The organism is Acidipropionibacterium jensenii DSM 20535 (assembly GCF_000425285.1).
GTDB lineage: Bacteria > Actinomycetota > Actinomycetes > Propionibacteriales > Propionibacteriaceae > Acidipropionibacterium > Acidipropionibacterium jensenii.
In genome coordinates this window covers 1-22,686 of sequence record NZ_AUDD01000004.1, presented here as the reverse complement: position 1 = coordinate 22,686, position 22,686 = coordinate 1, and the positions used below count along the sequence as shown (strand labels likewise).

The window sequence follows — 22,686 nt, the reverse complement described above, 5'->3', positions numbered from 1 at the left end:
ACCACAGATGATCGTTCCGGCCAGTCTCCGAAACGGCCGGTGGGGCCGAATCCGCGCGGGTCGGTGAGCTCTCCGCGGTCCTGGTTCTCCTGCGGACGGACCCGGAGTCGGCGACCGGGCCGCTCGCAGGTCAGGACTCGGGTTCCCCGCCGAGTCCGATCATCCGGGAGTTGTCGTAGTCCTTGGCGATCACCCGGGCGGGGTTGCCCGCCACCAGACAACGGTCGGGGACGTCTTTCGAGAGCACCGAGCCGGCCGAGATCGCCACCCCGTCACCCACCGTGACGCTTCCGGTGATGACGGCCCCGGGCCCGATCCAGACGTCATCGCCCAGTCTCGGGACTCCCTGGTCCCCGCCGGCCACCCGCTGACCGATGGTGACATTCTGGTGCAGCACGCAGTGGCGTCCGATCACCGCGGGTCCGATGATCACCCCGTGCCGGTGCATCAGCAGCAGGCCGGGTCCGATGCTGGCTCCCGGTGCGATCTCCAGATGATCGATGTGGGTGATGACCCGGTTGACCAACCGGTGCACCGCGAGCGCCGGTACCGCCAGTGGTGAGTGCCGACGTCTGAGGTCGTTGGCCAGCTGACCGAACCGGTACGCCGCGACGCAGTGGAACTCCGAGTTCGTCAGCAGATACTGCAGACGCGTGCGTGCGGAGGGGGCCGACGGCAGCATTGCCGCCATTCCTCGCGCGATGTCCTCCCGTAGTGCGCCCATCGGGGTCACCGCAGGTCAGGATCGCTTGCTGAGCACATAGGAGACGACGCGGTCGATCCCGTCCAGATTCTCCGGGATCGTCTCGTTGTCGGCCACCTGGATTCCGAAGTTCTGCTCCAGGAACTCGATGAGTTCCAGGATTCCGGTGGAGTCGATCACTCCAGTCTCCAGCAATGAGGAGTCATCGGAGGGCATCCTTTCGGAGTCCCCGAGCAGTAGGTCCTCCAGGACGAATCCCCGGACCTTCTCGCGCAGTGTGGCGTCGTCGATCTGCATGGCTGGACCATACCCGGTGAAGGGGTGTCCCGGGCCGATTCCATGTCACCTCTTTGAGGGCCTGCCGGTGAACCATTGCACCCATTAGGCTGTCGCAATGAGATCGACGCACAACGGAGTACTGGAGCACTGAGAAAATGTGCGGCATATGTGGCACCTACTCGATGGCACGCCCTCCCTCTCCGGAGCGGGTGGAGACCATGATGGTCGCTCTGCGCCACCGCGGTCCGGACGGCAGCGGGTACTTCGTCGACGACAGGGTCGCCCTGGGACACACCCGACTCGCGATCGTCGACACCGCCCACGGCGTCCAGCCGATGTGCAATGAGGACTCCCAGGTGTGGGTCACCTTCAACGGGGAGATCTTCAACCACGTGGAGCTGAGGGCCCAGCTGACCGACCGCGGCCACAGCTTCCGCACCCGGTGCGACACCGAGGTCATCGTCCATGCCTGGGAGGAGTGGGGTCCACTCGCCTTCGACCGGTTCAACGGGCAGTGGGCGCTGGCCATCTGGGACCGTCGCACCGACGAGCTGATCCTCAGCCGGGACCGCTACGGCGTCCGCCCGCTCTACTACACGTGGCACGACGGCGAGTTGCGGTTCGCCTCCGAGATGAAGGCGCTGTTCGCCGTCGCGGAAGCTGGCCCGGACCTGGATCCGGTGGGTCTCGACCAGATCCTCACCTTCTGGGCACCGGTGGCTCCGGTCACCACGTTCAAGGGGGTCAGCCAGGTTCCACCGGGAAGTTGGATGTGTGTCAGCGGGAAGCACTCCTCGACGTCGTCCTACTGGACTCCCGATTTCACCGAACCCGCGACGGGTCGTGGCGGATCGGAGCAGCAGAACGCCCAGGAACTGAGGGAACGGCTCATCGCGGCGGTGCGACTGCGCTTCGAGCGCAGCGATGTGCCGGTCGGCGCCTATCTGTCGGGCGGTATCGACTCCTCGGTGACGGCATCCCTCATCGCCTCCTTCACCGACGTCGAGGTGGGCACCTTCTCGCTGCGCTTCGACTCGGCCGAGCACGACGAGGGACACTTCCAGCACCTGCTCACCCGGCGTCTCGGGACAAGGCACCACGAGGTCGAGGTCGGAGAGCGAGACATCGCCGAGATCTTCCCCGAGGTGGTGTGGCACGCCGAGCACCCGCTGCTGCGCACCGCCCCCGCCCCGATGTTCCTGCTGTCGAGGTTGGTGCACCAGAGCGGGTACAAGGTGGTGGTGACCGGAGAGGGAGCCGATGAGGTGCTCGCCGGCTATGACATCTTCCTGGAGGCCAAGGTCCGTCAGATGTGGGCCGCAGACCCCGATCCGGACGCCCGTCAGCGCGCCGTGATGCAGCTCTACCCCTGGATGGAGCGGTCCCCTGGCCGGGCACCGGCCTTCGCCGCACAGTTCTTCGGCCAGAATCTGGATCCCCACGACCCGGCGATGTCCCACCGCCCGCGATGGGAGACCGCCTCGACGATGAAGTCCATGCTCACTCCCGAGCTGCGCGTGGACTCGACGGCGGCCCACGACCTGGTGGCCGCGATGCCGGCCGACAGCTCCGGGTGGGAGATGCTGGGCCGGGCGCAGTGGCTGGAGATGCGGACCCTGCTGCCCGGCTACATCCTGGCCTCGCAGGGCGACCGGATGCTGATGGCCAACTCCGTCGAGGGACGGTTCCCCTTCCTCGACGTCGAGGTGAGCCGGTTGGCCGCCACCCTGCCCGCCGAGCAGAAGATCAAGGGACTCGACGAGAAGCACCTGCTCAAGCTGGCATTCCGGGATCTGCTCCCGAAAGAGATCCTGAGTCGCCCCAAGCAGCCCTACCGGGCCCCCGATGCGGCGAGTTTCTTCGCGGGAGGCACACCGGACTGGGTCGGCGACGTCACCTCCTCCGAGGCGCTCTCCCGCAGCGGCGTGTTCCGTCCCGCGATGGTCAGTGCCCTGATGTCGAAGGCGCGCAGGCGTCTGGGCCGGGGCATGAGCAACACCGACAACATGCGCCTGGTGGCCGTCCTGTCGACCCAGCTGCTGCTCGATCAGGCCCGTCGCGCCAGGCGATCCGCCCAGTCCCCCGTCGACCCCGCAGTGTTCGATTACCGATCAAGGAGCACATCATGACCGCATTCGGCCCAGCGACCCTCCGCATCGATGAGGCCGCGGAGACCACCCGGATCTCCGAGGGCATCCGCAGCTACCTGCGAAGAGCCCGGCGCAAGGGAACAGTCGTCGCGGTCTCGGGAGGCATCGACTCGAGCGTGGTGGCCGCCCTGTGCGTGCGGGCGCTCGGCCCCGAGCGGGTCCTCGCCCTGCAGCTGCCGGAGTCCGAGTCCTCCGACGAGACGCTGCCGATCAGCTCCGAACTCATCGCATCACTGGGAGTGGACTCCCGCCACGAGGACATCTCCCCGATGCTGGAGGCCTTCGGCTGCTACCGCCGTCGCGATGACGCGATCCGCCGGGTGGTTCCCGAGTACGGTCCGGGATACCGGTCGAAGATCGTGCTGCCGAGTGTGGTCGACTCCGACCGATACCGGATCTACTCGAGCGTGGTGGAGGCCCCGGACGGCAGCCAGGAGACGCACCGGCTGACCACCGACGCCTACCTCGAGATCGTGGCGGCCACCAACTTCAAGCAGCGCACCCGCAAGGTCCTGGAGTACTTCCACGCCGACCGCCTCAACTACGCGGTGGCCGGAACCCCGAACCGACTCGAGTACGACCAGGGGTTCTTCGTCAAGCTCGGTGACGGGGCGGCCGATCTCAAGCCGATCGCCCACCTCTACAAGTCGCAGGTCTACGCCATGGCGGAGTACCTCGGGGTACCCGAGAGCATTCGGACCAGGCCGCCGACCACCGACACCTACTCGATGCCCCAGTCCCAGGAGGAGTTCTACTTCAGCCTCCCGTACAACCTCATGGACCTGTGCCTGTACGGCCACAACAACGACGTCCCGACGTCCGAGATCGCCGCGGCTACCGGTCTCACCGAGGAACAGGTCGGACGTGTGGTCCGAGACATCGAGCAGAAGCGGCGCACCACCGCCTATCTTCACGACAGGCCGGTGCTGCTGGGCGAGGTGCCGGAGGTCTGAGCGACCTCGGCGATGGCGGTCGCGATCAGGATCTGGTCGCGCGCCGCCGTCGTGACGCAGATCGACCTGACACCCCAGGCGTCTGCCTCCCTCTTGACCAGCCCGGACAACCGCACTGTCATCGCGGCGCCATCCCCGACGGCCACGATCTCCCGCCAGGCCGGGTGGTGCACCGCGCTCGGGCGGAGGGCCTTGAGAACGGCCTCCTTGACGGCGAAGCTCCGCGCCAGGTTCAGTGCCCGGTCACCCGGCTGGTCCAGCTCCTCGGTGTCGAACCAGCGCCTGGCGAGGGCCTGCCCCCGCCTGTCGATCAGGCTGCGGAAGCGGAGCAGGTCGACGACATCGACACCCACTCCGCGCAGCGTCACTGAGCCGCGACGACGCTGACGAACTCCGCCGCGGCCGCCCGTGAGCCGACCCCGTTGAGGTGGCCCGGGTCGGCGGCGAGCCCGTTGTTCAGCACGTAGTAGGGCACACCGTCGCGCTTGCGTTCGGCCGGTGCGCTGTCCATGGTGGACTCGACTGCGGCGATGTCGAAGAACCGACCGGTCTGGCTGTACTGCTTGCGCACCAACTGGTTGAAGCGCTCCCGGGCGGCGTTGTCGGCAGGACCCATCTGGTCATCGCGGCCGAGCCAGGACTTCATCTTCTGCTTCCACCCGCGATCAGTGGTCAGCGGGACGGTCGTGTAGATGAAGGTCACGTCGGGATGTGCGGCCTCGAGCTGAGCCATCATCGCGGAGTACTTCTTGAACAGCGCGTCGACATCGGTCTGCGCGGTCACGTCGACGTAGCACAGCTTGAGCATGGCCACATCGACGGCCTTGCCCATCGAACCGTTCATCACCGTCGTGAAATCGGCGAACTTGCCGATCGGATCACCGTTGACCCCCATCGGCGCGTGGGCGAGGTAGCCACCGGTCCTGGCAGGAGCCGTCCGAGACTCCACCACTGTGAGGGTCGGACGGCCCGAGGGGGAGTACGTCGCCTGGAGCCCGTCGATGATGTTCATGCCCACCGACTGGTGCCCGAAGAAGATCTTCCTGTCGCTGAAGGATGCGAGTTCGGTGGCGGTGGGGGTCTTCTTCTCCACCGCGGCCGGCACCGTCGCTGACCTGCCGTGGAGTACCCGCGCCGATGCTGCGGCGACCACGACGAGCGTGACGGCCAGGGCGACGAGGAGAAGTTTTCGTGTCATGGTGTCCCTTCCGGAGACGCATCGGCACTCCCCCAGCCGACACAGAGTTCGCGGACATCTTGTTTTGCGACTTTACCGTTGCTGTTGAGGGGAATCAATGGCACGAGGTGGACCGCCACCGGCACCATGTGCCTGGCCAGCCGAGCCCGGCAGTGCACCAGGATGTCCTGCTCGGTGATGGTCGAGCCGTCCCTGCGGACCGCGACCATCTCCACCCGCTCCCCCGCCGCGTCGTCGGGGACGCCGACCACCGCGACCGAGACCAGGTCGTCGAGCTGAAGAGCGGCCGACTCGATCTCCTGACTGGAGATTCTCACCCCCCAGGACTTGATGAAGTCCTCGCGACGGTCGACCACGTAGATGTATCCCTCACCGTCGACGGTGGCGAGGTCGCCGGTCCGCAACTCGCCGTCGGGCATCCGCCTGGCGGTCTCCTGCGGGTCGTCCAGATAGCCCGGCGAGATGTTGCCTCCGCGCGCCCTGATCTCACCCACCTCGCCGGGCGCCACCTCGGCGCCGTCCTCGCCGACCACCCGGAGACTCACTCCCGGGATTCCCCGACCGATCGATCCCGGTTTGCGGTCGAGATCCTCGGGCGGCAGGTAGGACAGCCGTGCGGTGGCCTCGGTCTGGCCGTACATCAGGAACAGTCGGGCCTGCGGCTGGGCTCTCCTCAACTCATCGACCATCGCAGGTGCCAGTTTCCCGCCGGCCTGTTGCACGAGGCGCAGATCGGGCAGTGGCTGTCGTCCGAAGGTGCTGTTGCGCAGCAGGACGGCGAATGTGGAGGGCACCCCGGCGAGTCCGGTGCAGTGCTCCAACGCCATCCGGTCGACCATCTGCTGGGGGAAGGCAGCGCTGCGCTGCACCACGAGGGTCGCGCCGATCCTCAGGTGGGTGTGCAGCAGGGAGGCGCCGAAGACGTAGCTGAACGGCAGGACCACGAACACCCGCTCCCGACTGGTCAACGGCAGGTATCCCAGGATCGACTCGGTGTTGGCGATCAGGTTGCCGTGGGTGATGCGCACCACCCGCGGCCGACCGGTGGTCCCGGAGGTGAACTCGAGTGTGGCGTCCCGGTCCTCGGAGATCTCGACGACGGAGATCTCCGAGGCGGGCACCGAGGTGCCGTCCCATCCGAGGTCCAGGGTGTGCGGAAGCCGACCCGCCAGCCGGCGCGCCTCGATGGGGCCGAGGAAGGTCGCCCCGACGCCCAGCCACTCCACTCGGGAGAACATCTCCTCGGGCAGCAGGGTGGCGGCGATCGGCACCGCGACCATGCCGGCTGCGAGCACCGCGAGGTAACTGGCCACCCAGCCGAAGCTGTTGACGCCGATCAGCCCGACCCGGCCGCCGGGACCCAGCCCCGACTCGTCGAGGAGTTCGAGCCGGCGCGCGACCTCGCCGCGCAGGTCGGCGTAGCTGTGCGCGCCGTCGGAGTCCACCACAGAAATGTCACCGGCCGCACCGCCGGCGAGCAGATACTCAGCCGTGTTCATGGCTGCATGTTAACGGGCGTTCAGTCCGTGGGATGTCACCTTGCTCGGGTCCCACTGAGGGCGTCATCGACCGCTAATATGTTGAGCACTTTCCGCACCTCCGGTTCGGACCAGCCCTGACGTGAAGTGGTGGACATGCGCGGACATATTCTGTGGGCATTGATTCTCCCCCCGATTCTGGCGGTCTCACTGGTGGGCTGTTCGCCCGGTGACACCTCGACCGAGGCGACCGAACCGGCCACCGTGGTGGTTCCCGATGTGCCCATGAGGCACGAGAAGTTCGAGTTCCGCTCCGCACAGACCACCCGGTTCGCCCGTCCCGTGGTCCTGCAGAAGGCGCAGAACCGCAACTGGGTGACGATCGGGTCGGCGCGCACCCGAGCCGACGGCTCCTTCAGCTTCGACGTCACGGCGGAGGGGATCATGTCGCTTCGCGCCCTCTCCCCGAAGACCTCTCATCAGGGGAAGAGCTACCCGCAGATCACCACCGAACCGGTCACCGTTCGCGCCGTCGACCAGAATGTCCGCCTCACGACAGCCGTCTCAGGATCGCAGGTCTCCCTCACCGCGATCGGCAGTCCGATCCGCATCGGCCGCCAGGTGACCCTCCAGTACCGCAAGGGCAGCACCTGGGTGAACGCGGAGACCGGCACATTCGACGATCAGGGCCACGCCACCGTCACGATCAAGCAGCCGAAGGCCTCCACCGACTACCGGGCCGTGATGACCGGCTGGCGGGGCGCACCGTCGGTGATCTCAGGCGGGGTGAGCGTCAAGGGCACCGATCCTGGTGCCGACCGCTGCCCGTTCAACATTCTCACGATCGTCGCCCATCAGGATGACGACATCATCTTCATGAATCCCGACCTCCAGAACGATCTCAACGCGGGAGCCTGCGCCACCACCGTCTTCCTGACGGCCGGTGACTCCGGCAACGGCACCCAGTACTGGGAGGACCGTGAGATCGGTCCCGAGATGGCCTATGCCACGATGACCGCGATGGACCCCGGGCCCGAGTGGAACCGGGGATCGGCGACCTTCGCAGGTCACCGGCTGCACGTCTCCCGCAGCCCCGGACAGGGCCGCATCACTCTCTACAGCCTGCGTCTGCCGGACGGGGACCTCGACGGAACGGGCACCGAGACCACCGGGCACCGGTCCCTCAGCAAGCTTCTCGACGGCCGGATCCGCACGATCTCCTCCCTCGACGGATCATCCAGCTACAACCGCGACAGCCTCATCGCCACGGTCCGGGCCATCGTCGAGGCCACCAACCCCCGTACCGTTCGAATCCAGGACGGCCGCTCGGGCCAGGAGGACCACGCAGACCACATGGCGGCCGCCAGGGTCGCGGTCAGCGCGCTGACCGGTTTCCGGGGACCCATCCTCGCCTACCGTGGTTACGGCATCCGCGTCGAACCCGCCAATGTTGCAGGGAAGGCTCTGATCCTCAAGAGGGACGCTCTGGTGAGCTATGCCGACTACGACCCCGCGCTGTGCCCGGACAACACGCCCTGCCCCACCGGCAACGAGGCTGTGTGGATCCAGCGGCAGTACCGGGCGCCAGTGGTCAAGCCCGACGGCTCGATCGCGGTGCCCGCCTCGGCGATCGACCCCGATGCCACCCGGGCCGTCCCCGCGGTGGGTGGCACAGGAGTGCCGCCGCGCGACTCGACACCGGTGAGTCCAGGAGTCAGTCCAGGACGCTACGCAGCACGCCAGCGTGGCCGGCGACCATCGCGCGTTCGGTGAAGGGCTCCGGGACCTGACCGGATCGTCCTCGTCCACGCCCGGGCGCCCGCACCAGGGCGTCGGCGAACAGTCGCCGGTTGGGCTGGTGCAGGCGCCGGCGCACCCTGGCCAGATCGGCCTGGCCGAATCCGGGGCAGGGACCGTCGACGACCTCGCCGACAACACCCTCCCGGCCGACCAGGTCCCTGGCGAAACCGACATCGGAGAGCACCAGCGGCAGACCATGGAGTGCCGCCTCGACCGCACTCAGCGGCCCGCCCTCGGCGAAGGAGTCCAGAGCGTAGACGTCGCCTGCGGCGAGAATCGTCGCCGGGTCGGAGTCACCGAGAAGGTGCACCCGCTCGCCAAGCGCCGATCGTCTCCGGAGCAGATCTGCCCGGCGGTACTCCAACCAGTTGTCGGGTGATCCGGCCACCACCAGCCGCATCCGGGGATCCTTCTCGGCCGCCACCAGGAAGGCGTCCACCAGTCCGGCCGGGTTCTTCTGGTCGCTGTAGCGCTGAAGGGCCACCACCAGGATGTCCTCATCGAGGATCGGAGAGCCGATCGTCTCCCCGAGGACGGTGCGGGCGCCCACCCGGTCGGGGGCGTGGGCGACGCCGTCGGGGGCCACCCCGTTGACCACCACCGAGATCCTCGCCCCCTCCGCCAGCCCGGAGAAGTACCGGGCCACCCCGCTGCTGACCGCGATGCACGCCGGTGCGGACCCTGACAGGGCGGCGAGTGTGGCCCGTGCGCCGGAGTCAAGGTAGGACTCGACGGCGTGGAAGACCGGAATGACGGGCCTCTGCGAAGCGGCGACCGCCGAGACCAGACCGGGGTCGGGCCGGTGCAACTCGATCACATCGGGGTGGCGTCCGGCGATGAGGTCGGCCAGCCCCTCGGTGTCACAGACGGTCACGGTCACCCCGGCAGCCACCAGCTCTGCCCCGACCCGTCCGGACCGGGAGGTGACCACCTCCACCTCGAACCCCTCGCCGGGCAGCCCCAGGGCCAGTGTGGCGACCACCTGCTCGACCCCTCCGCCGTCCAGCTCACCGGCCACCAGCATGCAGCTCGGCCCCCAGGACTGGTGTGGCACCGGATCAGGGGACGGTGCGTCGCGACCGTCCGACGGTGGACCCGGGGGCCGTGGCACGGCGGGCAGATCGTCGGCAGGTCGGGTGAGGGCCAGCACCGACTGCCAGTGTCCGAACCGGAGGCGGGCGGGAAGGGCGTCGGTGAGCGCAGTGAGACCCAGCAGCCCCCGGTAGCCCGCACCGGCCAGTCGGCGTCTCAGCCGATCGTCGGTCATGCCGCCCGCCATTCCTTCGCCCAACCGTCGACGCAGACCTCGTGCCAGACCTCCAGGGACAGCAGGGTCCAGATCCGGATCTCCTCGTCATGACCGCCACCCTCGTGGCGGTCCAGCAGTCGCGACACCGCGTGGCGGTCCAGGACTGACCCGACGAAGGAGCCCGGGCCGGTGAGGCGGTCCCGGGCGGTCTCGCGCAGACCGGTCCGGAACCAGCTGTCCAGGGGAACTCGGAACCCCACCTTCCGCCTGGTGACGATCTCCTCGGGCAGGTAGCGCCGGGCCACCTCCTTGAGCAGCCACTTGGGGACGCCACGACGGACCTTGAGATTGGAGGGGAGTCCGAAGGCGAACTCGACCAGGCGATGGTCCAGCAGCGGCGGGCGCAGCTCGAGGGAGGCGGCCATCGTCATCCGGTCGCCTCTCTCCAACAGGTTGTCGGGCAACCAGCTCGCCAGGTCGTAGCGCAGCATCCGGTCGATCTCGTCGGTCCCGTCGGGCAGTTGACGCGCTCGCTCCGGCGCCGGGTCACGCCCGATCAGCTCGCGCCTCTCGGCCGCGGTGAAGGGAGCGAACCAGGTACCCAGCTGGTTGACCTCCGACCCCGCGGTGAGAGCCCGCAGGGCGATCCGGTGACGGCCCATGCTGGCCGGCAGCCGAGCCTCCAGGAACCGTCCCACCGCCTGGCGCGGGCCCGCCGGAACCCATCGGGCCCGCCCGCCCCAGGAGGCGAACCGGTACTTGGGGTAGCCACCGAAGAGCTCGTCGCCACCCTCCCCGCTGAGGACGACCTTGACGTGCTGGCGCGCGGTCTGGGCCAGCCTGAACACGGCGATGTCGGCGGGCTCGGAGATGGGCGCGTCGCGGTGCCAGGTGAGGCTCGGCCACAGCGCGAGGAAGTCCTCGGCACGGACCTCGACCTGGTGGTGACGGGTGCCGACCCGGTCGCTGACCAGTTGCGCCCAGTTGAGCTCGTCCACGCGCGGATCGCCGAATCCGGCCGCGAAGGTGTCGACCGGCGCCGTGCCGCGCAACTCCTTCATCACCGCGACGATGAGGCTGCTGTCGACCCCGCCGCTGAGATAGGAGCCCACCGGCACATCTGCCACCAGGGCCGCCTGGACCGCATCACGAATTCTCCGGTCGGCCTCGTCCACCGTCGTCGCCGGATCGAGGTCCGTGGCACGGACCGAGGGCGGCGCCCAGTACCGGTCCACCCGGAGCTCCCCGGACTCTCCGATCTCGGCGCGATGCCCGGGAGGCAGTTTGGAAACTCCCGCGAAGAGCGTGAACGGAGCGGGCACCGACCGTCCGGCGAGGTACCCGTCGAGACTGTCGGGGTCGACCTCGGGAGGTTCTGCGAGGTAGGCGTGGATCGCCTTGATCTCCGAACCGAAGACGATCCCACGGTGGTCGAGACGGTAGTAGAGGGGAAGCACTCCGAGCCGGTCGCGCACCAGGTGCAGGGTCCTACCGGTGTGGTCATAGGCGGCAATCGAGAACTGACCGCGCAGCCTCTCCACGAACCGGATTCCATGGCGCACCAGTCCGGCGACCAGCACCTCGGTGTCACCCTCGGTGCGGAAGGGGTAGTCCAGGTCCTCTCGCAGCTCCCGGTAGTTGAAGATCTCCCCGTTGAAGACGACGCTCCACGATCTGTCGACGGCGTGCATCGGCTGGTGAGAGGCGGCGAGGTCGATGATGGACAACCGGGTGTGGGTCAGTCCGAGACGGTCCTCGACCCAGGTCGACGACTCGTCGGGGCCGCGGTGGCGCAGCGAGTGGGTCATCCTCTCCAGTCCGGAGGCGGAGGCCGGCCCTCGCCTGGTGAGCACACCACCGATTCCGCACATCAGCGTCCTCCCTCGTCCTGATGACCGGCAGTGTCCAGAAGACCGGCATTGTCCAGGAGGGCCCGGGCCCGACCGGCCCAGGAGTAGGGGATCACGGACTGGGTGCGCGGCTCGGGGTCACCCGGATCGGCCAGCGCCCTCCTCACCTCGTCGATGAACCCGTCCGGCGAGTCCGCCACCCGAACCAGGTGACGCCACCCCTCGACCTCGGGGTACTCGGTGGTCACCACGGGCAGCCCGAGTGCCAGGTACTCCTTGAGCTTGACCGGATTGGCGAATCGGATCCACTCGTTGTCGAGCCACGGCATGATCGCGACATCGAAGCCTCGGCCCAGGGCCGGAATGTCGCGATAGTCGCGTTTGCCGAGCCAGTGGACGTTCGGCAGGCGGGTGAGGGAGTCCATCGAACAGGTGGCATCGCCGATCAGCACCATGCTGGCATCGGGTATCCGGCGCGCCGTCTGCTCTATCAGATCGAGATCCACGACATAGTCGTCGATCCCGCCGAAGAAGCCGATCCGGGGTGACGGAATCTCAAGGATCTGGGGATGAACGGGGCCATCGGCCCTGAAGTGGTCCAGATCCACTCCGTGGTCGAGGAAGAAGGCCCGCTCCCCCACCAGCGAGGAGTCCCGGCGCATCAGTTCGTGGCTCACGTAGAGCACATGGTCACTGTGGGTCAGAAACTTCCGTTCGAGACCGGCGACCCACTGCCCGTCCGCCTCCGGGAAGGCCGACTGCAGGTCCGAACGGTTGAACACGAGTGTGGATCGGGCCATCCCCGCCACGACCGGCCAGGCGGTGGGAATCGTCGCTCCGATCGCCGGGACTCCCCGGATTCCGGCCAGTCGGGCGGCCACTCTCACCTGAGTCCGGATGAGCCAGGCATTGAACCGGTAGACCGCCCCGCTGCGGCCGTAGGCCGGCAGCATCACCGGGGTGTACACATGGAAGCCGGGCAGATCGGGCACAGGACGCCTGAGGAACCTGGTCATGCTGCGCAGCTTGCGGAGAATCCGTCTGCCGGGTCGGGTACTTGTTCTGGGTCCGGGGGCGCGAAGCCCCAGGCTGTTGACCACCAGCACCGGTCGGCTCCGGGCTACCTGGCGCATCAGCTGGAAGTCGGAGTGGGCCTGATTGTGGTACCACCAGTCCTGGGCCGCGAACCAGATGAATCCCTCACCCTGTCCTCCACCGCGAGGGCGTCGCGCCGGCCGTCTCATCTGCGCTCCAGGATGAACCGGTCGAACTCGTGCTCGTCCTCGAGCGGGACGATGCGGTTGCCCCACTCGTCCCTGCTGCGAGGCGGCAGGTCGGCGTGGAGGGCGCCATTGGGACGCTCGACTCCCAGCAGATAGTCGTAGACGCCGACATAAACCTCAGCCTGTGGCCGCCAGTCGAGATCCCGGGCAACCCGGGAGCGGGCGGCTCTGGCCATCCTCAGCCTCAGGTCCGGGTCGACGATCAGCCTCTCCACCGCATCGGTGAAGGCGCTCACGTCACCCGAGGGCACCACCAGGATGCTGTCCCCGCCGCTCACCATGCTCTCGGTCAGATCGAAGGAGACCGACGGCAGGGCGAAGGCCATGTACTCCATCGTCTTGTTCATGGTCGACAGGTCGTTGAGAGGAGTCTTGAGATCGGGGCACAGACCGATGTCGGCACGACTCAGATTCTCCGCGACCATCCTGCGGTCCGCCCGACCGGTGAAGGTGACTGAGTCGTCGAGATCGAGCCTGTGGGCCAGCCTTCGCAGACTCTCCAGGGAGTCGCCGAAGCCCATCAGGGTGGCATGGACCCCGGTGTGTCCCCGACGGTGCACCAACTCGTCCATCACGTGGAGCACGATCTCGACGTTGTCCTGGGGCCCCATGATGCCCAGATAGACGAGTTCGACAGCGCCGCTGGGCCGTGGCCGGCTGGGGTAGCTGGGGGCCATCACCCGGGTGTCGGGACCGCTTCGCACCACCGTGACATGGGAGGGCCTCACCCTTCCGCGGGCGATGGCGATCCGCCGGTACGACTCGTTGGTGGAGATGACCCGGTCGGCGGTCCGATGGGTCAGCCGCTCCAGTTGGGACAGGATGCGGTACTCCAGCTTCTGCACCGCCGTGCGGGGATGCCCGAACCGGGAGATGAACAGCTCCGGGTTGAGATCGTGGTGATCGAAGACGAAGCGCACCCCGGCGGGTCTCCAGAGCAGGGCGAGGAGCCAGTAGGTGTCGGGCGGATTGCAGGCCTGGATGACCCGGAAGGGCAGGGCCCTGGCCACCTCGACCGACAGGATGGCGGTGCGCAGCCAGCAGTAGGCGAACTCAGCGGCGAAGCCGAGGGCTCCCCTGGCCTCACGGGGCGGACGGTAGCGGTAGATGCGCACACCGTCGATCGTCTCGCGGGAACTGTCCTCCGGTCCCTTGGGGCAGATGACGCTCACCTGATAGCCATTGGCCCTCAGGGCCCGACACTCGAGCCACACCCTGCGGTCGAATGGCACGGGAAGGTTCTGCACGATGATCAGAACGTGCCGGTCCCGGTCCCGGCCATCTGCTCGCTGACTTCTCCGCACGGCTCCCTCTATCTCTCGACAGGTGAGTGGGCTTGCCATCGCTCGGTGCCGCATGGGTCGTGTCCCGGGCGGCTCCTCAGCTAGACCGAGTCTCTCATGGCCCGGCTCTCGGGGAGCGGAATCGACGGCAACCGCGAGGCCGTCTCCGGGCGGGCGCTCATCCGGTACGAGGCTGCGCACACACCGGCCACCAGGAACAGCAGACCGGCTGACATCGGGAAGGCCAGACCGTCGAAGAATGCGAACAGCACAGCGAGGGTGAGCATCGAGGCCGCCGCTCCTCGCGCCACCACGGCACCGGCGGGGTCAAGGCCCTTCGCCGCGATGACGGCGCTCCATATCGCGGAGACGACGACGGCGGCGAGCGCCGCCGCTCCCGCAATGCCGAGTTCGACCAGGGTGAGAACCCACTGGTTGTCGAAGATGTAGTAGCGCGGCAGGAAGGTGCCGAATCCAGCGCCGAGCAGTGGGGATGCGGCCAGGAAGTCGGGCACCCTGGCCAGCGCGTTGGTGCGCGACAGAGTGCTGGGATCGTCGGAGGCCCCGGTGAACAGCGAGACGACCGTGCTGGCCATTCCCGGAACCGCGACGGCCACCACCACGACGGCGACTCCGGCTGCCACCGTGAGCACCCGGCGGGATTTGCGGGGCATCCCCGGGATCGATGCCAGGATGGCCACCGCCAGTCCCACGATGGCCGAACGCGACACCGAGACCAGGGCGACCAGAGCGGCGAGGGTCGCGGGTATCCACCAGCGCAAGCGCAGTGCCCGATCCCTGCGGAATCCTCCCGAGACCGCGGCGGCAATGGTCAGTGGGAGCATGCCGACCACCACGGCGCCGAACTCCAGCGGGTGGGTCGCTGTGCCGACAGCACGGGCGAACATGCCCCGCGACGAGAAGTCGTCGGCGCCGAACACCAGGCCGGGGATCCCCTCGGCCCAGGACAGCATCGTCCGCCGGGTGGCGAACTGAGCCAGCCCGAAGCAGGCGATCAGGCCGGTGAGCACCACCAACCGCCGCGTCAGGCGCACCACGTCATCGGTGTCGACCAGGCCGTCCACCGCCACCAGGAAGACCCCGCCCCAGGAGGCGGTCCGCACCAGGGCCGCGATCGCCGGGCTGATCTGGTCGGCGGGCTGACCTCTGAGCATCGCGTGGGCGAAGCTCACCAGGATCACGAAGGCGAGGGCGCCCATCGCGATCCGCACCACCTGACGGTCCCGACCGGCGGGAGGAACCCCTCCCTCCAGCCGCCACAGCACCCACCATGCCAACAGCACCAGTCCCCAGAGCATCGATGGACGACCGTAGGTTCCCAGGCCGGCGATGGTGACGTTGGAGGGGATCACCAGCAGACAGAGCAGGTAGACCGTGAGCATTCCCACGGCGCCGACCCTGCCCGTCCCCGGATCACCCAATGGGCGCCCGCTCTCCACGGTCACCCCTTCGGTCCGGAAGATCGGTGTCCTCGGCGGGATCCACGGGGGAGGCCGCCGACCGGGACAGCGAGGAGCCCTGGTCCGCCTGCGGGCGGACCGCAGTCTGCTCGGGATCGTCGGTCCGGGCGGGGTCCCGGTCACCCAGGGACTGCGCATCGACCCCGTCGGTGTCCTCGGAGCCGTCGGCACCGTCCGAGGCCTCATCGGTCGAGGAGTCCTCCTCGGACTCGGCGCGGTGACCCTTCGACGACTCCTCCCCGGCTGCCGCAGTCGCATCGGGACCGGAGGTCTCGCCCGACTCGTCATCGGCCTGGGCGGACTCCTCGGAGCGTGTTGCCCCGTCGGGCCCGGGACCCTTCTCGGAGTCCGGCGGCCCGTCGAGGGCCGGCTCGTCGGAGGCCGTGTCCTCATCGCTCTGCGCCGCCCGTCGCGCTCGCCGCCGTCGCAGCACGGCGCCGTCGACGAAGGATGCCACCAGCACCGACAGGGCGAGGACCGCGGCCCCCGATGCGCCGGTCATCATGAGGCGCTTCTTCTGCTCGGCGGTGCCGCGCTTGTCGACCGAGACGGCCACCACCGAGATGCGTCGCCGCTCCGGAATGTTCTCCTCGGCCTGCAGGGAGTCCAGCAAGCTCGCGGTGCGCTGGTTCATGGCCGACAGCACGGCTGCTGCGTCCCGGTCACTCGTCGACTCCACGGTGATGAGGATCACCGGTCCCGAGGTGGTCTGGTCCCGAGCCACCTGGACAGTGGTCCCGGCACGGCCCTGGACGACCTCCTCGATGACATTCTTCGAGCCCAGACCACGGACGATGATGTCAGCGGCGGGTGCCAGTCCTCCGACGAACAGGTAGGGATTGCTGCCGCTCGGGATCATTCCGGATCCCGGCAGAAGAATCTGGGTCGAGGTGCGCGTGTAGGTGGGCGGCACGGCACTCCAGACTCCCGCTGCCACGGCGATCGCCACCACGAGGCCGACCACCAGGATGTACCAGCGGCGCAGAAGCCCGCGCAAGGTCTGGGTCACGGTCATGCTGCGGACCTTTCATCTCGGGGACGCCGTCCGGCGAGTCCTCTGTCAACGATCACGGCACCCCATCCGCCGGCCAGCAGAGCGGCCGCCATCAGGGCCGCGAAGGCCATCATCTGGGCCGGGCGGCCGACCGTCACCTGCTGAATGCCGCCGGTCAGCGGCATCACGGTCGGGGTGATGTACTTCTGCGGATCCGTGTAGGCCGCGCCCTGGCGTTGTCTGGACACCTCGAAGACCTTCTGGATGGTCTCGCGCTGCGTTCTCTCCACCCACTCCCGGGTCCGACCCACGATCTGAATCTCGATGTCGGCCCTGGAGAACATGGCCGACCACTGCCCCCCGGTGTTCGGGATGGCGACCAGCACCCCCTGCCGAACCCCCACCCCGTAGAGAGGTGCGTCATTGGACGCATACGTCGCCGGTTCCCTGCCGTTGTTGATCTCCCCCGCCACCGATCCCGCAAAGGCGATGACGCTCGCGTCGTCACGACCACTGTCGGGCAGCAGAGCCGCCCGTGCCGGAAGGGTGAAGCTCACCGTGGTCGCCGCACTGTAGCAGCCGCCGTCTCTCATCCAGAGGTATCCGATCGATGAGGCGCACAGCACCGCCACCAGCACGACGTACCACCGACGCACCATCACCCCGGCAACGGTCAGGAAGCTCACGACGCGCCCTTCGTGTCGGCATCATGTTGACGCCATCGTAGCCACCCCGGGTGACGCCCGGGCGAGGTCACGGGTGGTTCACCGCGGCACCCTGTGCACGCACGTCACCATCGCCGTGGAGATGGTTGTTCTCCCACCGGGTCCAGCCCTTTCCACCCTGCAGATAGGCCGGGCCCCAACCGGTCCCGCTGAACCGGTTGTTGAGGGCGCGGACATTGCTGTACGGGTAGTTCGCACCGTTCAGCCCCAGCTGGTAGCCGCCCCCCTCCAGCAGGTTCCCCTCGACCAGCACATTGCCGATGCGTCCGGAATAGGTCTGGATGAACAGTGCACCGGTGTCGGACCCGGAATCGCAGTCGAAACGGTTGTTGCGCACGACCAGGGTCCGGTCGGCCCTCTTGCTGACGTCGAAGTCACGGACCGTGAAGGCATCGGAGTGGGTGCCGTCCTTGGCCGGGTCGCCCTCGGCCACCAGTCCCGTGACGTAGTTCTGCTCGATCACCGAGTCGAGCTCCGATCCGGCGTTCATGATTCCGATACCGCTGCCGAGGCGATGGATGTAGTTCCGGGCCAGGTCGGCCACACCGATGAAACCGGTCGCCTGGGCCGCGGTCCTCGCATCGAGCAGGGTGCCGTCGATCTCGCTGTCGCGGATGATCACCCTGCCGGCGGCCGGCCGCATCGAGTTGTAGTTCGTCGTGCCCACGATCGGCATCCCCGGTGCGGCCTTGGTGGGACGGATGCAGCTGCGCTCAATGGTGATGCTGCCCGACGACAGGTCCAGACCGGTGCTGATGAGCCGGCCCGAGATCGTCGTCCCGGCGAGCACCGTGCTCGGCCCCCGGTAGGCGGGAAGGCTCGTGCAGTTCAGTCCGAGGCGCCTGAGACCGACATTCGCCTGGGTGATCGCCCAGCCCGAGGTCGGTGCCGCCACGGAGGAGGCGCCGGCCGACGGGGAGACCGCCGACGGTCTCGAACTACCAGATGCCGGGCTCGAACCGGAGGCCGGACCGGGTCCGGAGCCAGTGCAGCCCGATGTCATCAGGCACAGCCCCACCATCAGTGCCGCCCCACCGGCCCAGCGCCGACCACGGAGCGCACCAGCGCAGCCGGTGACATCCACGTGAGCATCTCCCGTGCCAGTCCTGTCAGCGCCCGCCATGACACCTCTCCTTGAGCCTCTCCAGACCGTTCTTTCCCAGCACCATCAGCAGCACCCGCTTGGCAGCTCCGCGGACCATCTCACGACCCTCCCGTGCGGGTCGGGCCACCAGAGCGTCAGCGATGAGTTCTCGTCCGGACGGTGAGGCGACGTCATCCAGGGCTCCCGGGAACAGTCTACGGAAGGCCAGAGGATCGACCAGGCGTCCTCGGATGCGGTTGCTGACATTCCTGCCGTGGACGATCTGCAGCCATCCGGGCGGTCCCTCCAGTGCGGTGGCAGCCATGTGTCGATGCAGCAGAATGTGCCAGTCCCGCCAGGCGGTCATCGGCGCGTCCCACGTCTCGATGACGCTGCAGAACGCGTTGTCGGGATCCCGCCACCGATAGACGCGGCCGTCCATCCTGATGAGGCCGTCTGCCAGGTAGACGGCTCCGCGCAGTCCTCTGGACGCCGCGTCCCGCAGTCGTGCCACGAAGTCGGCGGCGAGGGCATCGTCGTTGTCGAGATTGGCGGTGACGAGCAGCCGTCCGCGGCCACCGGTGACATCGCGGGCGTCGGCGGCCAGGTCCTGCCAACTCACCTCCTCGCTGTAGCGCACGGTGAGGAGCCCCTGCCTCACCAGCGGGTTCAGCCTGTCGAGCAGCCACTGAGGACTCTGCGGATCCAGGTAGACCAGCCACCGGAATCCCTCGTCGGTCTGGGAGCGCACCGACGGCACGGTGTAGCGCTCGAAGAGTTCGATGCGGCTCTGCAGCCAGCCCTCCTGGGCCCTGATGAGACTCTCGGGCCCGCGGGAGGGAAGGTTGAACCGGGTTACCAGCAACAGGTCGATCGCACCCTGCGCGTCACCGGAGGTCGTGTGCGGAAGGTCCTCCCAGCGGCGACGCGAGAGCAGCGCCGAGAGGGCCACTCGGTGATCGGGGTCCCGCCATCTGCGGAGCTCGTGCAGCAGCAGGATCCCTCGAAGTGGCAGGGCGGTGCGCCGATGGTGCTTCTCGGCGTAGCGCACCGCATTGACGATGGTGAGGGCCACCAGTTCGGGGGTCCGGCCCGAGCCGGCCTCGGAGTGGACGACCCGTGCCTCCGGTTCGTACCAGACCTCGCCGCCGCAGTCGCGCAGCCGGCGGAAGAAGTCGGTCTCCTCGGAGTAGAGGAAGAACCGCTCGTCCCACGGGCCCACCCGATCGGCGGTGCGGCGATCCACCAGAAGGGCCGCCCCGGTGGCCCAGTCGATCCGATGCGGTCGTCGGTAGGCCGCCGGCGAACGGACCGTCTCCGACAGGAGGGACGGTCGGGTGGGCCACAGCCTGCCCAGCACCGCGTCTGCGGCCGCGGCGGTCAGACTCGGCTCGCGCCTCAGCGAGTGGGAGAGGTGACCCTCGGCGTCGACGATGGCCGGTACGGCACAGGCGGCTCCCCGACCCAGACGGCCGCGCAGCGCTGCCAGGCAGCCCGGCAGCAGCCTCACGTCGGGGTTCAGGATGAGGACGCTGCGGGCCGCCCCCACCGATCTCATCCCGATGTTGATGCCCGCCGCGTACCCCAGGTTCCCGCCGGACTCGATGACGATGACGTCCCCCAGTCGCCTGAGGCGCTCGACCGTGTCATCGGTGGAGCCGTTGTCGACGGCCACGACCCGCAGCGCGATGTCGGTGGCGTCCCGGCGCAGGGACTCCACCAGACCCTCGATCATCTCGGCGCTGTTGTAGGTCACGACGACGGCCGCGACATCGACCTCACCGTCGGGACCGGAGAACTGCCGCTCCCCCTGCTCCTGGCCGGACGCGAGCGGTCCGACCGGTCTGGCCTCGGCTGTGTCCATTGATCGTCCTCACTGGGAGTCCACTCATCGGTGTGTGAAGTGCCCGGGCGGCCCACGACGCGCCGTCAGTATATCGATCAGCCGGTACGGTGGCGGCCGACCGCGAGGGACCTCGTGCGATCAAACCTGATGCGACTTTGAGAGTTTCTCAGCATTTTGTTACTGTCGTCTCAGTCAACGTCGCGGGCGTCATTCCGTCTGCACGCTGTGGACCACCACCGTCCATCCTGGAGAGGTCCCAAGCCCATGAAGTCCACGTCAACCGCCTCGCACCGGAGGCCGTTACGCGCCTCGGTCGCGATCGTGATGGCCGCGGTTGCGGCAGGAGCGGCCCTCGCCGCCCTTCCGAACCAGGCCAGTGCCGCCCCGTCCACCACCTTCGGTGCATCCGCTCCCAAGGACGTCAGGTCCATCGACGAGGGCATCCCCGTCGAACTGGGGATGCGGTTCACCCCGTCGACCGATGGAACGGTCTCCTCGGTGCGCTTCTACAAGGCCAGCGCCGATGCCTCCGTGACCCCCCGCAGCGTCTCGCTGTGGACCGCCAACGGCGACCGACTGGCCCAGACCCGGGTCTCCCGCACCACCAGCACCGGCTGGATCAGCGTCCGCCTCACCTCTCCGGTGAAGCTCACCGCCGGGAGCGGCTACGTGGTCTCGGCCTTCGCGAAGTCCGGGTCGTACCCGACCACCCGCAACTACTTCTCCCAGGCCAGGACGAGTTCCACCCTGACCATGCCGCGCAATGCCGGGGTCTACACCAACGGCTGGAAGTCCTCCTTCCCGACCAGCACCTACGGGGCGAGCAACTACTGGGTCGACACCGAGTTCACCCCCTCCTCGGGAACCTCCGGCACCCCGGCACCGAGCCCCGCGACCTCGTCGCCGGCCACCAGCGCGCCCAAGCCCAGCACCACCATTCCGAGGCCGAGCAACTCGACGACCACCAACAGCACGGCTGCCAAGGGTCTGATGGGCTGGCAGCTGAACTCCCACAATGTCGGCCTGGCCCCCTTCGGACTGACCTGCTCCAGCCTGCCCGTCTACAAGGGATCCCTGACCCCGGCGGCGGGCACCCGGATCTCCGGGGTGAGGATCGTCGGTCAGCTTGACCTGCGCAACGGCGACATCATCGTCGAACGTTCCTGCATCCAGCCGAGCAGCGGTTCTGCCTCCAACTCGGGCACCGCCGCCATCGTCTCCAACTTCGTCTGCGGGAGGGACTCCTGCCCGGTGATCTCGGACCGCAGCATCATCATACGCGACTCCGAGATCGACGCCTCCAACGTGCCCGCCTCTCAGATCGCGGCGGCCTGCGCCTTCCGCGGCACCGGAACGCTCCAGCGCAACTACATGCACGGCATGGGCAGCGGGATCTGCTTCTACGGAACCGGCACCAAGCACGACGCGATCGCCGAGCAGAACTACGTGACCGACCTGCGCTCCTACGGCAGCTCCCACAACGAGGCCGCCACCGTGCGCGACTTCATGGTCACCGGCGACAACCCGAACCGGGTGGCGCGGTTCACCAACAACCGCCTGAACATCGCCGATGGCAATGTCACCGCCGGACTGTTCATCCAGTCCCTCGGCGACCGGATCGACAACCTGCGCGTCGAGGGCAACCTCATCGAGGGAGGCGGCTACAACCTCTTCCTCAACCAGCCCTCCTCGGAGAACGGCAGCTACCGCAACGTCCGGGCCGTGAACAACCGGTTCAACAGCACCGGCTGGGGACCCTCCACCGTTCAGGGTGGACCGGGCTGGGCCGAGTGGCGCGACAACTACCGCTACAGCCCCTCGGCCCCCGATGCCAGGGGAGCTGCGGTCAGCGCCAGCTGACCTCGGCTGTGCACCCGAGCCACGCCGGCCGGACCCTCAGGGTCCGGCCGGCGTCGTTCGTCCCCGCACCTGTCAGAGGCTGCGCCTGTTTGCCCCTGTGCGGCGTGCCGGTCGGGCTAGATGTACTTCCCCGTGAGGTTGTGAACACGTTCTGAGGGGGTCTGGCCGCCGATACCGGTGTGGGGTCTGTGGTGATTGTAGTGATGCAACCATTCCGTGTAGGCCGCTTCGCGTTCAGTTTCACTGGTGTAGTCGCGGGCGTAGGCCCACTCGGCGGCCAGGGACCGGTTGAACCGTTCGACCTTCCCATTGGTCTGAGGCCGGTACGGCCGGGTCCACTTGTGACCGATCTTGGCGTCGTCGAGGACCTGGCTGAAGACCCGGGACCGGTAGCAGGCCCCGTTGTCGGTCATCACGGCCTTTACGGCGACCCCGATGGATTCGAAGAAGGTCAGAGCCCGGGTCATGAA

General features: G+C 68.0%; 19 protein-coding genes. 4 read left to right on the top strand and 15 right to left on the bottom strand.

Annotated features, from left to right (window positions below; all coding sequences use genetic code 11):
* Positions 1 to 130: 130 nt before the first annotated feature.
* Complete coding sequence (locus tag H590_RS0103150) at positions 131 to 691, bottom strand: serine O-acetyltransferase (RefSeq protein ID WP_232020948.1); 561 nt, start codon at positions 689 to 691, stop codon at positions 131 to 133.
* Between the two features lie 48 nt (positions 692 to 739).
* Entirely contained in the window at positions 740 to 1,000 is a 261-nt protein-coding gene (locus tag H590_RS0103145) for an acyl carrier protein (protein ID WP_028702415.1), read from the bottom strand.
* Positions 1,001 to 1,137: 137 nt separating this feature from the next.
* On the opposite strand from H590_RS0103145, the gene asnB (H590_RS0103140) reads away from it, so the two are divergent.
* Positions 1,138 to 3,111, top strand: coding sequence for an asparagine synthase (glutamine-hydrolyzing) (gene asnB / locus H590_RS0103140; RefSeq protein WP_028702414.1), 1,974 nt, complete (start codon positions 1,138 to 1,140; stop codon positions 3,109 to 3,111).
* A complete protein-coding gene (gene nadE, locus H590_RS0103135) occupies positions 3,108 to 4,085 on the top strand; it encodes an NAD(+) synthase (protein ID WP_028702413.1) in 978 nt (325 codons plus the stop codon). Before asnB (H590_RS0103140) ends, nadE begins: the two co-directional genes overlap by 4 nt.
* On the opposite strand, the gene H590_RS14610 is transcribed toward nadE, so the two are convergent.
* The 3 genes from H590_RS14610 to H590_RS0103120 are packed head-to-tail and all read right to left on the bottom strand — an operon-like array spanning position 4,043 to position 6,782.
* Positions 4,043 to 4,453 (bottom strand): holo-ACP synthase, encoded by a 411-nt coding sequence (locus H590_RS14610; protein WP_036980868.1) that lies wholly within the window; start codon positions 4,451 to 4,453, stop codon positions 4,043 to 4,045. The genes nadE and H590_RS14610 overlap by 43 nt on opposite strands.
* Complete coding sequence (locus H590_RS14605) at positions 4,450 to 5,283, bottom strand: hypothetical protein (protein WP_051238120.1); 834 nt, start codon at positions 5,281 to 5,283, stop codon at positions 4,450 to 4,452. The genes H590_RS14610 and H590_RS14605 overlap by 4 nt, the downstream gene beginning before the upstream one ends.
* A complete protein-coding gene (locus H590_RS0103120) occupies positions 5,280 to 6,782 on the bottom strand; it encodes a class I adenylate-forming enzyme family protein (RefSeq protein WP_028702412.1) in 1,503 nt (500 codons plus the stop codon). Before H590_RS0103120 ends, H590_RS14605 begins: the two co-directional genes overlap by 4 nt.
* 159 nt (positions 6,783 to 6,941) lie before the next feature.
* Between H590_RS0103120 and H590_RS0103115 the strand changes: the two genes are divergently transcribed.
* Entirely contained in the window at positions 6,942 to 8,534 is a 1,593-nt protein-coding gene (locus tag H590_RS0103115) for a PIG-L family deacetylase (protein WP_028702411.1), read from the top strand.
* Here the strand turns inward: H590_RS0103115 and H590_RS0103110 are convergent.
* The 9 genes from H590_RS0103110 to H590_RS17785 all read right to left on the bottom strand — a co-directional run bounded on the left by H590_RS0103110 (position 8,476) and on the right by H590_RS17785 (position 20,374).
* On the bottom strand, positions 8,476 to 9,828 hold the full coding sequence (locus H590_RS0103110) for a glycosyltransferase (RefSeq protein ID WP_161625995.1): 1,353 nt from the start codon (positions 9,826 to 9,828) through the stop codon (positions 8,476 to 8,478). The genes H590_RS0103115 and H590_RS0103110 overlap by 59 nt on opposite strands.
* Entirely contained in the window at positions 9,825 to 11,681 is a 1,857-nt protein-coding gene (gene asnB / locus H590_RS0103105) for an asparagine synthase (glutamine-hydrolyzing) (RefSeq protein WP_028702409.1), read from the bottom strand. The genes H590_RS0103110 and asnB (H590_RS0103105) overlap by 4 nt, the downstream gene beginning before the upstream one ends.
* Positions 11,681 to 12,904 (bottom strand): glycosyltransferase, encoded by a 1,224-nt coding sequence (locus tag H590_RS14600; RefSeq protein ID WP_051238119.1) that lies wholly within the window; start codon positions 12,902 to 12,904, stop codon positions 11,681 to 11,683. Before H590_RS14600 ends, asnB (H590_RS0103105) begins: the two co-directional genes overlap by 1 nt.
* Positions 12,901 to 14,175 carry a glycosyltransferase family 4 protein gene (locus tag H590_RS0103095; RefSeq protein WP_232020946.1) on the bottom strand — a complete coding sequence of 425 codons (1,275 nt, stop codon included), beginning with the start codon at positions 14,173 to 14,175 and terminating at the stop codon, positions 12,901 to 12,903. Before H590_RS0103095 ends, H590_RS14600 begins: the two co-directional genes overlap by 4 nt.
* A 152-nt stretch (positions 14,176 to 14,327) precedes the next feature.
* Positions 14,328 to 15,629 (bottom strand): O-antigen ligase family protein, encoded by a 1,302-nt coding sequence (locus H590_RS14595; RefSeq protein WP_051238118.1) that lies wholly within the window; start codon positions 15,627 to 15,629, stop codon positions 14,328 to 14,330.
* Positions 15,630 to 15,660: 31 nt separating this feature from the next.
* Positions 15,661 to 16,722 (bottom strand): hypothetical protein, encoded by a 1,062-nt coding sequence (locus H590_RS18255; RefSeq protein WP_028702407.1) that lies wholly within the window; start codon positions 16,720 to 16,722, stop codon positions 15,661 to 15,663.
* Complete coding sequence (locus tag H590_RS0103080; RefSeq protein ID WP_028702406.1) at positions 16,719 to 17,387, bottom strand: hypothetical protein; 669 nt, start codon at positions 17,385 to 17,387, stop codon at positions 16,719 to 16,721. The genes H590_RS18255 and H590_RS0103080 overlap by 4 nt, the downstream gene beginning before the upstream one ends.
* A gap of 67 nt (positions 17,388 to 17,454) precedes the next feature.
* A complete protein-coding gene (locus H590_RS18845) occupies positions 17,455 to 18,321 on the bottom strand; it encodes a hypothetical protein (protein WP_211221178.1) in 867 nt (288 codons plus the stop codon).
* A gap of 214 nt (positions 18,322 to 18,535) precedes the next feature.
* Positions 18,536 to 20,374 (bottom strand): glycosyltransferase, encoded by a 1,839-nt coding sequence (locus H590_RS17785; RefSeq protein WP_084149234.1) that lies wholly within the window; start codon positions 20,372 to 20,374, stop codon positions 18,536 to 18,538.
* A gap of 246 nt (positions 20,375 to 20,620) precedes the next feature.
* Between H590_RS17785 and H590_RS0103060 the strand changes: the two genes are divergently transcribed.
* Positions 20,621 to 22,216 carry a DUF4082 domain-containing protein gene (locus H590_RS0103060; RefSeq protein ID WP_084149233.1) on the top strand — a complete coding sequence of 532 codons (1,596 nt, stop codon included), beginning with the start codon at positions 20,621 to 20,623 and terminating at the stop codon, positions 22,214 to 22,216.
* Between the two features lie 116 nt (positions 22,217 to 22,332).
* On the opposite strand, the gene H590_RS0103055 is transcribed toward H590_RS0103060, so the two are convergent.
* Positions 22,333 to 22,686, bottom strand: a 354-nt coding sequence (locus tag H590_RS0103055; protein ID WP_028702403.1) for an integrase core domain-containing protein, incomplete at its 5' end; no start/stop codon positions are given.

Bases quoted from the DNA above. Each gene is read 5' to 3' on its own strand.
- H590_RS0103060 (WP_084149233.1), top strand. From the start codon at position 20,621: ATGAAGTCCACGTCAACCGCCTCGCACCGGAGGCCGTTACGCGCCTCG.
- H590_RS14600 (WP_051238119.1), bottom strand. From the start codon at position 12,904: ATGAGACGGCCGGCGCGACGCCCTCGCGGTGGAGGACAGGGTGAGGGA.
- H590_RS0103110 (WP_161625995.1), bottom strand. From the start codon at position 9,828: ATGACCGACGATCGGCTGAGACGCCGACTGGCCGGTGCGGGCTACCGG.
- H590_RS18255 (WP_028702407.1), bottom strand. From the start codon at position 16,722: ATGACCGTGACCCAGACCTTGCGCGGGCTTCTGCGCCGCTGGTACATC.
- H590_RS0103120 (WP_028702412.1), bottom strand. From the start codon at position 6,782: ATGAACACGGCTGAGTATCTGCTCGCCGGCGGTGCGGCCGGTGACATT.
- H590_RS0103145 (WP_028702415.1), bottom strand. From the start codon at position 1,000: ATGCAGATCGACGACGCCACACTGCGCGAGAAGGTCCGGGGATTCGTC.
- asnB (WP_028702414.1), top strand. From the start codon at position 1,138: ATGTGCGGCATATGTGGCACCTACTCGATGGCACGCCCTCCCTCTCCG.
- H590_RS14595 (WP_051238118.1), bottom strand. From the start codon at position 15,629: ATGCTCACGGTCTACCTGCTCTGTCTGCTGGTGATCCCCTCCAACGTC.
- H590_RS14605 (WP_051238120.1), bottom strand. From the start codon at position 5,283: ATGACACGAAAACTTCTCCTCGTCGCCCTGGCCGTCACGCTCGTCGTG.
- nadE (WP_028702413.1), top strand. From the start codon at position 3,108: ATGACCGCATTCGGCCCAGCGACCCTCCGCATCGATGAGGCCGCGGAG.
- asnB (WP_028702409.1), bottom strand. From the start codon at position 11,681: ATGTGCGGAATCGGTGGTGTGCTCACCAGGCGAGGGCCGGCCTCCGCC.
- H590_RS17785 (WP_084149234.1), bottom strand. From the start codon at position 20,374: ATGGACACAGCCGAGGCCAGACCGGTCGGACCGCTCGCGTCCGGCCAG.
- H590_RS0103150 (WP_232020948.1), bottom strand. From the start codon at position 691: ATGGCGGCAATGCTGCCGTCGGCCCCCTCCGCACGCACGCGTCTGCAG.